This window comes from Sphaerisporangium viridialbum (genome assembly GCF_049674955.1).
Classification (GTDB): Bacteria; Actinomycetota; Actinomycetes; order Streptosporangiales; family Streptosporangiaceae; genus Sphaerisporangium; species Sphaerisporangium viridialbum.
Map to the genome: position 1 here is coordinate 2,148,786 of NZ_CP187232.1, position 14,508 is coordinate 2,163,293.

Consider the following 14,508-nt stretch of genomic DNA (forward strand, 5'->3'; position numbering starts at 1 on the left):
CCGGAAACGCCCCCCATCCTCGCGCGCGCGGGGCGGGGGTCGGCGTGGGGGCCCTAGGCGGCGGTGATGGCCAGGGCGGGGGCCGGGGTGTCGGCGTGGAGACGGTGCAGCATCCGGCGGAAGGCGTAGATCGAGACCCCGACCGCGACGCCGCTGATGGCCGCGACCACCGAGGTGCGCACCAGCAGGTAGGTGCCGATCGACTGGTGCAGCAGCAGCCAGATGCTGACAGTGGAGTTGGCCAGCAGCACGAACGCCCACAGCAGGGTGATGCGCGCGAAGAATCGCCTGACCCGCTCGTGCCTGAGCACGGTCGAGGGCAGGTGGATGTAGTCGAGGGTGAGCTTCTGGACCAGCGGCCGGTTCAGCCGCACCGAGGCGAGGAAGGCCATGCTGATGCAGATGGTGCCGAGCTCGGGTTGCAGGAAGTAGACGACGGCGCTGCCCGTCCACCAGCCCAGCGCCGCCCGGGCCGTGATGGCGATCGCGGCGAGCACCATCGTGCCCGGCACCGGCCGCCGGCGGACCACCCGCCAGAGCACTCCGGCGTACACCCACGTGACGGCGGCGATCAGCGCACCGTCCAGGCCGAGCACGGCGAGCGCGCTGTAGAAGACCGCGAGCGGGGCCACGACGCCTTCGAGGAGCCTGGGCACGGCCTGCCTGAGCAGTGCGGTGATCCTCGGGAGCGTGAAGGACGGGGCGTTCATGCTTCTCCCAGGGAGGAAGGCGGAAGACCGACGCTAAGGCTTCCGCGACTACCCGAAGATGGGAACGACGAAACTCGCCTGAAACACCGGATTGCGGTCATTGGTTGCCCACCGTACCCAATGTCTGATTAAACAGTACATATGGCGAAAAAGATCGTTTAAATGGATCAACTACCCGAGCTGCTGATATGTTGGCCGGGCCCGTGGCGATTGAACATCGGATAACGGTTCGGGAACAGAGGGTTTCCTCCGGGCGAGCGGCCCGCGAGCATGAAGTTATGGCAGTGCTCACACGCACTCATGTTCGGTCCGCTGGCTGCGTGGCCGATGTCGCCGTCCAGCTCACGCGCTGGCCCGACCTCGCCGTCAGTCGTACCCGCCGGGCCATAAAGTTCCGCACCCGAGGCCGTGAAATCATCCGCATGTCCGGCGATCACACCGCCGAGCTGCTGCTCACGGCCCCGGTCATCGACCGATGGGCCAGAGTGCTGGCCGACTCGAACCGCGTCACACCCGGTCACAACTCCGAGTGGATCCGGGTCCAGATCGAGGACCGCGCCGGTGCCGAGATGTTCCTCTCCCTGGTGAGCGTGGCGCTGAAGGTCAACCAGGATTAGCGGCCCGGGCCGCGAGCGGCCCGGCCGGGGTCAGCTGAGGCTGGTGGTGGCCAGCTTGGCGCCGAAGCCGAGGAAGACCGCGCCCACCCCGGACGTCAGGCCCGCCGAGAGCTTCCTGCGCCGCCGGAACTGGCTCGCCAGGTAGACGCCGCCGAAGATCAATGTAGACAGATACATCGCGCTGAAAAGCTGACAGATCGCGCCGAGAATCAGGAATGACAGCGCCGGGGCGCCATAGTGCGGGTCGACGAACTGCACGAAGAACGAAATGAAGAAAAGGATCGCCTTCGGGTTGAGCAGGCTGACCGTGAGGGCCTTCCTGAACGGGTCCGAGAGGTCCTCGACGGCCGCGACCGGCTCCTGCGTCCCCTTCTCGTCCCGCTGGCTCCGCCAGGACTTCCGCGCGGAGCGGATCATGCCGATCCCGATCCACGCGAGATACCCCGCGCCGGCGTACTTCACGACGTTGAACAGCAGCGGCGTGGACTGGAGCAGTGACGCGACCCCGGCCGCCGACAGCACCATCAGCACCGTGTCGCCGACGAACACCCCGGTCGCCGCCCGGTAGCCGGTCCGCACGCCGCGCCGTGCCCCGACCGACAGAACGTACAGGGAGTTCGGGCCGGGAAGAAGGATGATCAGGAACGCCCCGACCACGTACGCCCAGATATTCGTGATGCCGAAGAACATGCCGCCAAGCTCCATAGTCCGAGGGATACATCACGTTATACCTGGCTTTACCGGTCACGGCTGCGGGCAGGCCGCCTGGCCGACCGTCCCTGGGCGGTCCTGTGACGGTACGCCGGCGGCGTCCGCGGGGCCGGGTTCCGGGATGCGCTCGCGCGGCGCGGACCATACGTCTCCAGGCAGACGGGTAGACCAGCCGTCCCGCCTTGTCAGATGCCCTCTGCCTGCGGGAAAACCGTGGAGTTTGGGTCTTGTGGGCGCGCTGGCACGGGGCTACGATCGCGACAACTCTTAGGAAACTTTCCTAAAAGAAATGACCAACGGAGCCGTCCGTGCCTCGCCCCCCTCCCGAGCCGACCCGGCATTGAGCTGCGGAAACACAACGGCGTGAGCCGCCCCGCTCGCCCCTCGCCCTCTCGCCGTCCTGCCCTCCCAGGACGTGCACGCCCCGCTTTCCGCCCGCATGGGAGCGATCATGCGCCGCACCTTGCCCCTGCTTCTCCTCACCCACGGTGTCCGTGCCGCCGCCGGGTGCGCAGGCCGCCTCGGTCGGCGCGAGGTTCGTCAGGACGTGATCGTCGCGACCCGCGGCGCCGACGGCCGCCCCAACGGCACGCTCTCTCCCACCCGCGGTGGCGCCGACCGGCCGGCCTGCGAGTTCACGTCCAGCTTCAAGACCTTCACCGGCTGACGCCGCACCCCCCAGCCGGTACGGCTCGCACCGGCCGTACCGGCTCAAAGAGGAGCTTTAATGCGATTTATCCGTCTATGTGTCGCGGCTCTGGTCGCCGCGGCAGCCGTACTGGTCATGACGACCGGGTCCGCCTCCGCGGCCTCGGCGACCGCCACCTTCACCAAGCCCCAGGACTGGGGCAGCGGGTTCGAAGGCAAGTACACGGTCACCAACGGCACCTCCAGCGCCCTCAACGGCTGGACGGTCGCCTTCGACCTGCCCGCCGGCTACTCCGTCACCACCGCGTGGGACGCGGTGATGACCAGGAGCGGCCAGCACTACACCTTCAGCAACCCGAGCTGGGCCCCCACCCTGGCAGCCGGGGCGAGCACCAGCTTCGGCTTCAACGGCAGCCCCGGCAACTTCGGCGCGCCGCTGAACTGCACGCTCAACGGCGCCTCCTGCTCGGGCGGCACCACCAACCCCGGCGCTCCAGGCGCACCGGGCACCCCCACCATCACCGGCACCGCCAACACGTCGATCTCCCTGTCCTGGGCGGCGTCGACCGGCACCGTCACCGGCTACCGGGTGTACGAGGGGACGACGGTCAAGGCCACGGTCACCGGCACCTCCGCCACGATCGGCTCGCTCGGCACCTGCACGACGCACACCTACAGCGTCAAGGCGTACAACTCGGTCGGCGAGTCGGCGGCCAACGGCTCGGTCACCGGCACGACGACCGGGTGCACCAACCCGCCGCCCAGCGGTGGGAAGGGCCAGCCCTACCTCTACATGGGCTGGGGCAACCCGCCCAGCGCGACTACCGTGATGAACGCGACCGGGATCAAGGCGTTCACGATGGCCTTCATCCTGTCGAGCGGCGGCTGCAACCCCGCGTGGGACGGCCAGCGCCCGCTCCAGGGCGGCGTCGACGCCACCACGATCTCCCAGATCAAGGCCGCCGGCGGCGAGATCATCCCGTCGTTCGGCGGGTGGAGCGGCAACAAGCTCGGCCCGAACTGCTCGACCCCGCAGGCACTGGCGGCCGCCTACCAGCAGGTCATCAGCGCCTACAACCTGAAGTCCATCGACATTGACATCGAGAACAGCGACGAGTTCGAGAACGAGGCCGTCCAGGACCGCATCCTCAACGCGCTGAAGATCGTCAAGCAGAACAACGCCGGGCTCAAGACGATCATCACGTTCGGCACCAGCACGACCGGTCCGACGTACTACGGCACCCGCCTGATCAACCAGGCCGCGGCGCTCGGCGCGAACATCGACGTGTTCACGATCATGCCGTTCGACTTCGGCGGCGGCGCCAACATGTACCAGAACACGGTCAACGCCTCCGAGGGCCTGAAGAACGCGCTGAAGACCGCCTTCGGCTGGTCCGACGCCACCGCCTACTCCCACATGGGCATCTCGGGCATGAACGGCCTGTCCGACCAGCAGGAGCTCACCACCCCGGCGATCTGGACCCAGATCCGCGACTGGGGCAAGTCCAAGGGCCTGGCCCGCCTGGCCTTCTGGTCGGTCAACCGCGACCGTCCCTGCCCCGGCGGCGGCGTGAACGAGTCCTGCAGCGGCACCAGCCAGAGCGACTGGCAGTTCACCTCCATCACAGCGGGCTTCTAGCCCCCCGATGACCGTACGGTCCGCGCAGCTCCGTCCCCCCAAGGGGATGCGCGGGCCGTACACCGATCCCCCCGCACCCCGGCCCGCCCCGGGGTGCGGGGGCTGTGACCTCACTCCTCACCCTCGGGAGGTTGCGTCTTGAGATCGCGCCCCGCTTCCTGGCCCCTCGCCGCCGCCACGGTGCTCCTCGCCGTCGCCGCCGCGCTCGCCGTCCCCGGTCCCGCGTACGCCGACACCGCCGTCTTCGCCAAGACGTCGAGCTGGGACGCCGGGTACAACGGCCAGTTCACGATCACCAACACGGGTTCCACGACGCTGAACGGCTGGACCGTCGCCTTCGACCTGCCATCGGGAACCACCGCGGGGACCTACTGGGACGCGCTCATGACCCGTTCCGGCGCCCGCTACACGTTCAAGAACCGCGAGTACAACGGGACGCTGGCCCCGGGGGCGTCCGCCACCTTCGGCTGGGTGGCGAGCGGCACGGGCTCACCCGCCGCGTGCACGCTGAACGGGGCCTCCTGCTCCGGCGGGACGGGCCCCACACCGACCCCCACTCCCACCCCAACGCCGACGCCGACCACGACGCCCCCGCCGGGCACCCCGGGATCGCTCTTCCACGCGCCCTACGTCGACATGGGCGCCTGGCCGACTCCCAGCATCCCCGCGATGAAGTCGGCGTCCGGGCTGAAGAACTTCACCCTGGCCTTCATCACCGCCTCCTCCTGCAAGGCGATGTGGTTCAACGCCTACGACCCCCGCCAGGGCTGGGCGAAGGACCAGATCGACGCGATCCGCGCGGGCGGCGGCGACGTGAAGATCTCCTTCGGCGGCGCGAGCGGCATCGAGCTGGCGCAGGCGTGCTCCGACGTGAACGCGCTGTTCACCGAGTACGACGCGGTCGTCAAGGCGTACGCGCTGAAGTACGTCGACCTGGACATCGAGGGTGCTGCCTCGGCGGACCCGGTGTCGGTGAACCGCAGGTCGCAGGCGCTGGCCCGCCTCCAGCAGGCGAACCCCGGCCTCAAGGTCTCGCTGACCCTGCCCGTCCTGCCCGAAGGGCTCACCGCCGACGGTCTGAACGTCGTGAAGTCGGCGCGCGACGCCGGCGTGGCCCTGGATGTCGTCAACGTCATGGCGATGGACTACTACCGGTCCGCCGACTACGGCGACGCGGCGGTCCAGGCGGCGCAGAGCACCTTCACTCAGCTCAAGTCCCTCTATCCCGGCAGGACCGACGCCCAGGTCTGGCGCATGGTCGGGGTCACCCCGATGGTCGGCCAGAACGACGACGGCCGGATCTACGACCAGGCCGACGCCCGGCAGCTCGTGACGTTCGCCCAGAGCAAGCACCTGGGCGAGCTGGCCTTCTGGGAGATGACCCGCGACCGCAACGCCTGCACCGGAGCCCTCTACATGTGCACGAACATCGCCCAGTCGCCGTACGACTTCTCCAAGATCTTCGCGGGGTACAACGGATGACCTTCCTCCCACGTCTCAAAGCCGTGTCACGTCCCAGGGCGGCCGGCTCCGTCTCCCGTCTCAGGGCGGCCGCCGTCACGGCCGTACTCGCGCTCGGCGTCGCGGTGCTCCCGGCCACGGCCGCCCTGGCGGCCAACATCGCCGTCAACCCCGGGTTCGAGAGCGGGCTCAGCGGCTGGACCTGCGCCTCCACCGCGAGAACCGTGACCAGCCCGGTCCACGGGGGCGCCTCCGCGCTGGAGGCCACCCCCGTGGGCAGCGACTATGCCCGCTGCTCCCAGACGGTGAGGGTCAAGCCGTCCTCCTCGTACTCCCTGTCGGCGTGGGTCAGGGGAAGCTACGTCTTCCTCGGCGCGCTCGGCACCGGCACCACCGACGTCAGCACCTGGGGCACCCCCGGCTCCTCCTACGCCCAGCTCACCACGTCGTTCACCACCGGATCCGTCACGACCTCGGTCACCGTGTACGTCAACGGCTGGTACGGCACGGGCGCCTACAACGCCGACGACATCGTGCTGGACGGGCCCGCCGGCGACGGCGGCGGCACCCAGGTGCCGGCCGTGCCGGCGGGGCTCGCGGTCACCGGCACCACGGCCTCCAGCGTCTCGCTGAGCTGGTCGGCGTCCACGGGCGCGACCGCGTACAACGTCTACAGGGACGGGACCAAGGTCGGCACGCCCACCGGCACGACCTACACCGCCTCGGGGCTGACCTCGGGAACCACCTACCGGTTCGCGGTGAGCGCCTCGAACTCGGCGGGGGAGTCGGCGAGATCGGCGGAGGTGACGGGCACGCCGACGAGCATGCCGCCGCCCGGCACCCTGCCGAAGCGGGTGCTGGTGGGATACCTCCACGCCTCGTTCGCCAACGGATCCGGATATATCAGGATGAGCGAGGTCCCGAACGCCTGGGACGTCATCGACCTGGCCTTCGGCGAGCCCACCTCCGTCACCTCGGGCGACATCCGCTTCAACCGGTGCCCGTCCGGCGAGTGCCCGAACGTCGAGAGCGACGCCGACTTCACCGCCGCCATCCGCGCCAAGCAGGCGGCCGGCAAGAAGGTGCTCATCTCGATCGGCGGCCAGAACGGCCAGGTACAGCTCACCACCGCCGCCGCCCGCGACAAGTTCGTCAGCTCAGTGGGCGCGATCATCGACAAGTACGGCCTCGACGGGCTCGACATCGACTTCGAGGGCCACTCCCTGTCGCTCAACGCGGGTGACACCGACTTCAGGAACCCGACGACGCCGGTCGTGGTGAACCTGATCTCGGCGATCAGGACCCTCAAGGCCAAGTACGGCACGAAGTTCGTGCTGACCATGGCCCCGGAGACCTTCTTCGTCCAGCTCGGCTACCAGTTCTACGGTTCGGGGACGGGCGGCGCAGACCCGCGCTCGGGCGCGTACCTGCCGGTGATCCACGCCCTGCGCAACGACCTCACCCTGCTCCACGTGCAGGACTACAACTCGGGCCCGATCATGGGCCTCGACAACCAGTACCACACCATGGGCGCGGCGGACTTCCACGTAGCCATGACCGACATGCTGCTCACCGGCTTCCCCGTGCGGGGGAACGCCGCCGACGTCTTCCCCGCGCTGCGCCCCGACCAGGTCGCCATCGGCCTGCCGGCCGCGCCGTACGCGGGGAACGGCTTCACCACGGTGGGAGAGGTCCAGAAGGCCTTCGACTGCCTGGCGAAGGGGACCAACTGCGGTTCCTACCGGCCGCGCGGGGTCTACCCGAGCCTGCGCGGCCTCATGACCTGGTCGATCAACTGGGACAAGTACAACGGCTCGGAGTTCTCGCTGAACCACCGCGCCTACCTCAACGCCCTCCCATGATGCACACCGACCATGCCATCGTCACCCATTGGAGTCAAAACACTTCTTTGTGTGAACAATTCTGGATAGATGGTGGCAATTTTCATCCCCGAGTGGTCGGTTTGGCCTGTCGTCCGGCAGGCTAGTGACCGTCATGGACTACGCAATTCTCACGGGGTTCGTCCTCGTATCAGGTGTCGTGCTCGCGGTCGTCGCACAGTGGAAGGGCTGGAAGCCGTCTCTCGCCGTCGCTCTCGCGGTCGGTATCGGCGTCCGTGTCCTGATCATGATCCTGTCGGCGACCGACACCTGGCAACCGGTCGACTTCATGAACAGCTTCAAACCCGCGGGCGTGGCGATCCTCGCCCACAAGGATCCGGTGCTGGAGAGCGGCGGCGGCTGGCACTTCCTCCCGACGATCCCCTACGTCTACGGCTTACTGCTGTGGATGCACATCCCGTGGGAGATCGCCGGCCGCCTGGTCACCGTGGTCTCCGACATCGTCCTGATCCCGCTCGTCGGCAAGCTGGCCGGCGGCAGGGACGCCAACCTCCGCGCCTTCCAGTACGCCTGCAACCCGCTCGCGCTGCTGGTCGCGTCGGTGCACGGCCAGGTCGAGCCGGTCTCCCTGGTCTTCGGCGTGGCCGCCTTCATCGTGGCGAGGAACGCCAGAACCTCGCGGCCGGTGCGCAACGCGATCGTCGCCGGCCTGCTGATGGGTCTCGCGCTCTGCGCCAAGAGCTGGCCGATCTGGCTGGTTCCCGGCATGCTGCTGTTCCTGCCCGACCTGCGGTCCCGCGCCTACGCCTTCTTCGCGACCGGGGTCGCGCCCATCTTCTTCCTCGTCACCCTGCCCATCGGCGCCGGTACGTCCCTGGCCCAGCTGCCCACGGTCATCCGCACGATCGGCGACGTGCGCCCGATCGTCGGCGAATGGGGGTGGACGGCGCTCGTGGTGGGCGGCGACTGGACCCTCGACGCCGACCTCGCCCGCTACGGCCAGTGGATGATCTACGGCACGCTGCTCCTCGTCGGGTTCCTGTGGCGGAAGGCCGATCCGATCGACCTGACCACGGCCCTGCTGCTGGCGTTCATGGTGGTGACCCCGCGCCTCGGAGCGCAGTACCTCATGTGGTTCATGCCGTTCCTGGTGGCCAGGCCGACGCGGTTCGCCTGGCCCGCCATCATCGGCACCTCCACCTGGGCCGCGGTCGGATATCTCTACCTGACGCAGTTCGACAACGAGCGCTGGTGGATCCTGCACGAGCCATGGGCGATGAGCTCCGCGCTCCTGCTGCCCGTGCTGGTCGCCGCCATGCCGTGGGGCGCCCGCCGCACCGGGGGCTCGCCCGTCGTTCCTGCCACCGAGGTTCCCCGATCGCCGGTCGTCGCCTCGGCCTGACATCTCGCGCGGGACGGTTGACTAGTACCAAGCGCTTGCTCAAAATCAGGGAGTGCCGACCTTCGCGGAGCTGGTGGAGGCGCGTGCCCACGACGAGCACGCCGGCCTCCGGTTCGAGGACGAGACCTACTCGTGGGCGCGGGTCGTCCTAGAGGCGCGAAAGCGGGCAGCGCTCGCGCTCGCCCTCCGTGATCCCGGGCGCCCGTTCCACGTCGGGGTTCTGCTCGACAACGTCCCCGAGTACGTCTTCTGGATCTTCGGCGCGGCGCTGGCCGGGGCCGCGGTCGTGGGGGTCAACCCCACCCGGCGCGGCGCCGAGCTCGCCGCCGACATCCGGCACACCGACAGCCTGTTCCTGGTCACCGACTCCACGCTGGCGGGCCTGCTCGACGGCATGGACCTGGGCGTCCCGTTGCTGCTCGCGGACTCGCCGGACTACCGGACGTCCCTGGCCTCGCGTGAGGGCGCGAGCCGTACGGTGCCGGGATCGGAACCGCTGCTCCTGCTGTTCACCTCCGGATCCACGGGCGCGCCGAAGGCGGTCATCTGCTCCCAAGAACGCCTGGCGGAGATCGCGGCGCACGGAGTGGTGTTCGGCATCGGCCCCGACGCGGTCACCTACATCGCCATGCCGCTGTTCCACGGCAACGCCGTGATGGCCAACCTCGCCATGGCGACGCACGGGGGAGCGACCGTGGCGCTGCGCCGGCGCTTCAGCGCGTCCGGCTTCCTCCCCGATATCCGGAAATTTGGGGTTACGTACTTCAACTACGTGGGACGGGCGCTCGCCTACATCCTCGCCACGCCGGAGCGCCAGGACGACGCGGAAAACACGCTGGCCGCCGCGTTCGGCACCGAGGCGTCGGCCCGCGACATGGCCGAGTTCGGCCGCCGGTTCGGCTGCCACATCATCGAGGGGTACGGCTCCAGCGAGGGCGTGATCGCGATCAGCAAGACGCCGGGCACGCCGCCGGACGCCCTAGGGCTCGCGGGCGAGGGCGTGGACCTCGCCGTACACGACCCCGAGACCGGCCTCGAATGCCCGCGCGCCGTCTTCGACGGGGCACGGAGGCTGGTCAACGCCCACGACGCCATCGGCGAGATCGTCCGGCGGGGCGCGACCTTCGAGGGGTACTACAACAATCCGGAGGCCGACGCACGGCGGCTGCGCGACGGCTGGTACTGGAGCGGCGACCTCGGCTACCGCGACCAGGACGGGTACTTCTACTTCGCCGGGCGCGACGCGGACTGGCTGCGCGTCGACGGCGAGAACTTCGCCGCCGCGCCCGTCGAACGCATCCTCGCCAGGTACCCACCGGTGATCATGTGCGCGGTGTACGCCGTGCCGGACGCGCGGACCGGCGACCAGGTGATGGCCACGCTCGAACTCTCCGGCTCCTTCGACCCCGACGGCTTCGCCCGGTTCCTCGCGGAGCAGCCCGACCTTGGTACCAAGTGGGCGCCCCGGTTCGTACGGATCACGCGGGAGATGCCGCTCACGCCCACGAACAAGGTGGCCAAGACCGGACTGCGGCGCGAAAGGTGGGAGTGCGCCGACCCGGTCTTCTGGCGGCCCGGCCGGGAGTCGCGTTACCTGCCGATGGCCGGCGCCGACCGTGCCGAGCTCAGGAAGCGCTTCAGCGAGTCGGGCCGGGAGCAGTTCCTGCTGTGACCTCCTGCTGTGACCCCCGGATCAGGCGGTGGCGCCCGTGTCGCTTGCGCCACCCGTTCGGCCCGCCAGCAGCCGGCCGAGCGGCACTCCCGCCAGGCGCCTCACGTCGTTCGCCATGTGAGCCTGCCTGAGCTCCTCGGGGGGCACGCCGAACACCTCGCCCACCGCCCCCGGGCGGGAGCGGATGCCGGTGAACCGCTCGCCCGGCCGGAGTGCGGCCAGGAAGTGCCCTGTGTCCGGGCCCGCGACGTGCGGCCCGTCCGGGCCCCAGATGAGGTCGACGCAACCGTCGGGGACGACCCGCTGCACCAGGGGGGCGGCGGCCTCCTGCACCCACAGGCAGGCCACCCGGCCGGCCAGCGAAGGGCCGGGCGCCGTCTCCTCGTACATACGAGCAGCCTACGAGCGTGGCTGGTCGCTCGGTATCTCACCGGAGACGAGCGCGCCCGACCACTTGGCGCTCGGGTCGCTGTCGATCAGCAGGGCGCGGGTGAGCAGCGTGAGCGGGATGGCGAGGAGCGCCCCGATCGGCCCGAGCACCGTGGCCCAGATGATCAGCGACAGGAAGGTCACCGTCGTGGTCAGCCCCACGGCGTCGCCGAGGAACTTCGGCTGGATGAACGACTGCACCACGATGTTGATCACCATGTAGGCGACGATGGTCAGGATCATCGTCCTGATGCCCCCGGTGAGCAGCCCGAGCAGGGCGGGGGGCACCAGCCCGATGACGAAGCCGATGTTCGGGATGTAGTTCGTGATCAGCGCCAGCACCCCCCACAGGAGGGGGAGCGGCACGTGCAGGATGTACAGCGCGACGACGTCCAGCGCCGCGCAGATCAGGCCGAAGATCGTGGAGACCAGCAGGTAGCGGCGGGTCTTCTGGGCGAACGTCGTCAGCGCGTTGGTGATGGCGGGTCGCTCGGCCGACGCGGCCGACATGATGCGGGAGATGATCGGCGCGTCCAGGCTCATCGCCAGCAGGAGGATGACGATCAGCAGCAGGCTGGAGACCACGCCCAGCACGCTGGACAGCAAGCCCTGGGCGAACTCGAAGATCTTGCCGGGGTCCAGCGACTGGATCGCCTTGTTCACCTGGGGCGCGATGCCGTGCTCGGCCGCCCACTTCTGCGCGTCGGCCACGAGCTTGTTGAACTGGTTCGCGTAGCTGGGGACGAGCACGGCCATCTGCACGACGGCGGTGGTGAGGATGGCGACCATGCCGAGCAGGACGACGATGACCACCGCGAACGGGACCGCGACGACCACCCAGCCGGGCGCCCGCCTGCGCGTGAGCCAGCCCCTGATCGGGGACACGGCGATCGTGAGGACGAGCGCGAGCACGACGGGGCCTGCGATCGTGTCGATCGCTTTGATGCCGGCCAGGGCGATGACGGCCGTCGCAAGGACGAGCAGCATGATCAGTGCCCGCGGTACCGTTCTGTCGCTCACGGCCTACCTCGATCCGCTCGGGGAATCCTCTGTTTCTACCGCTTGTTGTACGTGTGTTGGCGCGAGGGGCGAAAGGTTCTACGCGATCGTTGCCCGTTATGGATCGAGAGCTGGCCGGGGACTGCTAATCTTTTGTCGTCGGCATCGCCCGGCCAACATCCCCGCTCTCCACTTCTGGTGGATGCCGCGTGGGCGCTGGTTGGGTGCGGTGCCGATATTCCTCTAAAAGATCTACCGGGCAGCGTTTGCGCCGCCAGGCCAGATCGGGTAAGTTAGAGGGGTTGCCCTGGAGACGGGGCGGTCTGAATCCTAGTGGGTTCGGGTGGCTGGAAGTCAAGTGCCTGCAAAGGCGCGGTTTGCTCCCGGTTAAACGGCCTTGTAAGATGAAGACATACGAGATGGAAGCCCCGGAGTTCGGGTCCACGTGGTGGGTTCGGGTGATGGTGTACGCGTCCGTTTCTTGAGAACTCAACAGTGTGTTAAAAGCCAGTGCATGAATATGCATACCTCCGTCTTCCGCATGCTCGTTTGTGGGTGTGTGGGGATGGTTTCCTTTGGTTGACATCGCACATGTGTGTGTGGTGTTCGCCGGGATTTCTTCAGACATTGTTTGGAGAGTTTGATCCTGGCTCAGGACGAACGCTGGCGGCGTGCTTAACACATGCAAGTCGAGCGGAAAGGCCCTTCGGGGTACTCGAGCGGCGAACGGGTGAGTAACACGTGAGTAACCTGCCCCTGACTTTGGGATAAGCCCGGGAAACTGGGTCTAATACCGGATACGACCAGCCTTGGCATCGGGTGCTGGTGGAAAGTTTTTTCGGTTGGGGATGGACTCGCGGCCTATCAGCTTGTTGGTGGGGTAGTGGCCTACCAAGGCGACGACGGGTAGCCGGCCTGAGAGGGCGACCGGCCACACTGGGACTGAGACACGGCCCAGACTCCTACGGGAGGCAGCAGTGGGGAATATTGCGCAATGGGCGAAAGCCTGACGCAGCGACGCCGCGTGGGGGATGACGGCCTTCGGGTTGTAAACCTCTTTCAGCAGGGACGAAGTTGACGTGTACCTGCAGAAGAAGCGCCGGCTAACTACGTGCCAGCAGCCGCGGTAATACGTAGGGCGCAAGCGTTGTCCGGAATTATTGGGCGTAAAGAGCTCGTAGGTGGCTTGTCGCGTCTGCCGTGAAAGCCCATGGCTTAACTGTGGGTCTGCGGTGGATACGGGCTGGCTAGAGGTAGGTAGGGGCAAGCGGAATTCCTGGTGTAGCGGTGAAATGCGCAGATATCAGGAGGAACACCGGTGGCGAAGGCGGCTTGCTGGGCCTTACCTGACGCTGAGGAGCGAAAGCGTGGGGAGCGAACAGGATTAGATACCCTGGTAGTCCACGCTGTAAACGTTGGGCGCTAGGTGTGGGGTCCTTCCACGGATTCCGTGCCGTAGCTAACGCATTAAGCGCCCCGCCTGGGGAGTACGGCCGCAAGGCTAAAACTCAAAGGAATTGACGGGGGCCCGCACAAGCGGCGGAGCATGTTGCTTAATTCGACGCAACGCGAAGAACCTTACCAAGGCTTGACATCGCCCGGAAAGCTCTGGAGACAGAGCCCTCTTCGGACTGGGTGACAGGTGGTGCATGGCTGTCGTCAGCTCGTGTCGTGAGATGTTGGGTTAAGTCCCGCAACGAGCGCAACCCTTGTTCCATGTTGCCAGCACGCCCTTTGGGGTGGTGGGGACTCATGGGAGACTGCCGGGGTCAACTCGGAGGAAGGTGGGGATGACGTCAAGTCATCATGCCCCTTATGTCTTGGGCTGCAAACATGCTACAATGGCCGGTACAGAGGGTTGCGATGCCGTGAGGTGGAGCGAATCCCTAAAAGCCGGTCTCAGTTCGGATTGGGGTCTGCAACTCGACCCCATGAAGTCGGAGTCGCTAGTAATCGCAGATCAGCAACGCTGCGGTGAATACGTTCCCGGGCCTTGTACACACCGCCCGTCACGTCACGAAAGTCGGCAACACCCGAAGCCCGTGGCCCAACCAGCTTGCTGGGGGGAGCGGTCGAAGGTGGGGCTGGCGATTGGGACGAAGTCGTAACAAGGTAGCCGTACCGGAAGGTGCGGCTGGATCACCTCCTTTCTAAGGAGCATCTGGCTGAGCTCGCGGGTGCGTCGCAAGGTCGTCGCATCGGGGTTTGGTCCATGGTCGTGTTCGCAAGCGTTCGTCTTGTGCGCGACCTGCTCATTAGTGGAGCACTGGCTAGTCGGATCGTCGGGGTCGTCCCGGCGGCTGGTACCGCCGTGGGCCTTCTCTTTGGAGGGGGTCGCGGAGTGGGAACGCTGTCGTGGGGGTTCGGGTGGTTCGAACA

11 protein-coding genes and 1 rRNA gene are annotated in these 14,508 nt (G+C 67.6%); 8 read left to right on the forward strand and 4 right to left on the reverse strand.

The window, feature by feature from the left end; all coding sequences use genetic code 11:
• Positions 1 to 53: 53 nt before the first annotated feature.
• Positions 54 to 710, reverse strand: a complete 657-nt coding sequence (locus ACOZ38_RS09605; RefSeq protein ID WP_424529756.1) for a VC0807 family protein — start codon at positions 708 to 710, stop codon at positions 54 to 56.
• A gap of 320 nt (positions 711 to 1,030) precedes the next feature.
• On the opposite strand from ACOZ38_RS09605, the gene ACOZ38_RS09610 reads away from it, so the two are divergent.
• Positions 1,031 to 1,327, forward strand: coding sequence for a luciferase family protein (locus tag ACOZ38_RS09610; protein ID WP_424529758.1), 297 nt, complete (start codon positions 1,031 to 1,033; stop codon positions 1,325 to 1,327).
• 30 nt (positions 1,328 to 1,357) lie between these two features.
• Here the strand turns inward: ACOZ38_RS09610 and leuE are convergent, their stop codons facing one another.
• Positions 1,358 to 2,017, reverse strand: coding sequence for a leucine efflux protein LeuE (leuE, locus tag ACOZ38_RS09615; RefSeq protein ID WP_424529760.1), 660 nt, complete (start codon positions 2,015 to 2,017; stop codon positions 1,358 to 1,360).
• Positions 2,018 to 2,489: 472 nt separating this feature from the next.
• Here leuE and ACOZ38_RS09620 point away from each other — a divergent pair, with 472 nt between their 5' ends.
• From ACOZ38_RS09620 to ACOZ38_RS09645, 6 genes are all read left to right on the forward strand, one after another.
• Positions 2,490 to 2,705 (forward strand): hypothetical protein, encoded by a 216-nt coding sequence (locus tag ACOZ38_RS09620; RefSeq protein ID WP_424529761.1) that lies wholly within the window; start codon positions 2,490 to 2,492, stop codon positions 2,703 to 2,705.
• Positions 2,706 to 2,765: 60 nt separating this feature from the next.
• Positions 2,766 to 4,325 (forward strand): cellulose binding domain-containing protein, encoded by a 1,560-nt coding sequence (locus tag ACOZ38_RS09625; protein ID WP_424529763.1) that lies wholly within the window; start codon positions 2,766 to 2,768, stop codon positions 4,323 to 4,325.
• Between the two features lie 138 nt (positions 4,326 to 4,463).
• Positions 4,464 to 5,807, forward strand: a complete 1,344-nt coding sequence (locus ACOZ38_RS09630) for a cellulose binding domain-containing protein (protein ID WP_424529765.1) — start codon at positions 4,464 to 4,466, stop codon at positions 5,805 to 5,807.
• Positions 5,808 to 5,830: 23 nt separating this feature from the next.
• Entirely contained in the window at positions 5,831 to 7,648 is a 1,818-nt protein-coding gene (locus ACOZ38_RS09635; RefSeq protein ID WP_424529767.1) for a chitinase, read from the forward strand.
• Between the two features lie 133 nt (positions 7,649 to 7,781).
• On the forward strand, positions 7,782 to 9,029 hold the full coding sequence (locus ACOZ38_RS09640) for a hypothetical protein (RefSeq protein ID WP_424529769.1): 1,248 nt from the start codon (positions 7,782 to 7,784) through the stop codon (positions 9,027 to 9,029).
• A gap of 52 nt (positions 9,030 to 9,081) precedes the next feature.
• Positions 9,082 to 10,701: an AMP-binding protein gene (locus ACOZ38_RS09645; protein WP_424529771.1), complete on the forward strand. Its 1,620-nt coding sequence runs from the start codon at positions 9,082 to 9,084 to the stop codon at positions 10,699 to 10,701.
• 21 nt (positions 10,702 to 10,722) lie between these two features.
• Here ACOZ38_RS09645 and ACOZ38_RS09650 read toward each other — a convergent pair whose 3' ends face one another.
• On the reverse strand, positions 10,723 to 11,091 hold the full coding sequence (locus ACOZ38_RS09650) for a DUF6597 domain-containing transcriptional factor (RefSeq protein WP_424529772.1): 369 nt from the start codon (positions 11,089 to 11,091) through the stop codon (positions 10,723 to 10,725).
• 9 nt (positions 11,092 to 11,100) lie between these two features.
• The gene (locus tag ACOZ38_RS09655; RefSeq protein ID WP_424529774.1) at positions 11,101 to 12,150 is read right to left on the reverse strand and encodes an AI-2E family transporter; all 1,050 of its coding nucleotides are present in this window, start codon (positions 12,148 to 12,150) and stop codon (positions 11,101 to 11,103) included.
• Positions 12,151 to 12,757: 607 nt separating this feature from the next.
• Between ACOZ38_RS09655 and ACOZ38_RS09660 the strand changes: the two genes are divergently transcribed.
• A 16S ribosomal RNA gene (locus ACOZ38_RS09660) occupies positions 12,758 to 14,279 on the forward strand.
• The last annotated feature ends 229 nt before the right edge of the window (positions 14,280 to 14,508 follow it).

What these genes read in the sequence shown, in the direction of transcription:
- ACOZ38_RS09605 (WP_424529756.1), bottom strand. Translation starts at nt 710, where the DNA reads ATGAACGCCCCGTCCTTCACGCTCCCGAGGATCACCGCACTGCTCAGG.
- leuE (WP_424529760.1), bottom strand. Translation starts at nt 2,017, where the DNA reads ATGTTCTTCGGCATCACGAATATCTGGGCGTACGTGGTCGGGGCGTTC.
- ACOZ38_RS09620 (WP_424529761.1), top strand. Translation starts at nt 2,490, where the DNA reads ATGCGCCGCACCTTGCCCCTGCTTCTCCTCACCCACGGTGTCCGTGCC.
- ACOZ38_RS09625 (WP_424529763.1), top strand. Translation starts at nt 2,766, where the DNA reads ATGCGATTTATCCGTCTATGTGTCGCGGCTCTGGTCGCCGCGGCAGCC.
- ACOZ38_RS09640 (WP_424529769.1), top strand. Translation starts at nt 7,782, where the DNA reads ATGGACTACGCAATTCTCACGGGGTTCGTCCTCGTATCAGGTGTCGTG.
- ACOZ38_RS09650 (WP_424529772.1), bottom strand. Translation starts at nt 11,091, where the DNA reads ATGTACGAGGAGACGGCGCCCGGCCCTTCGCTGGCCGGCCGGGTGGCC.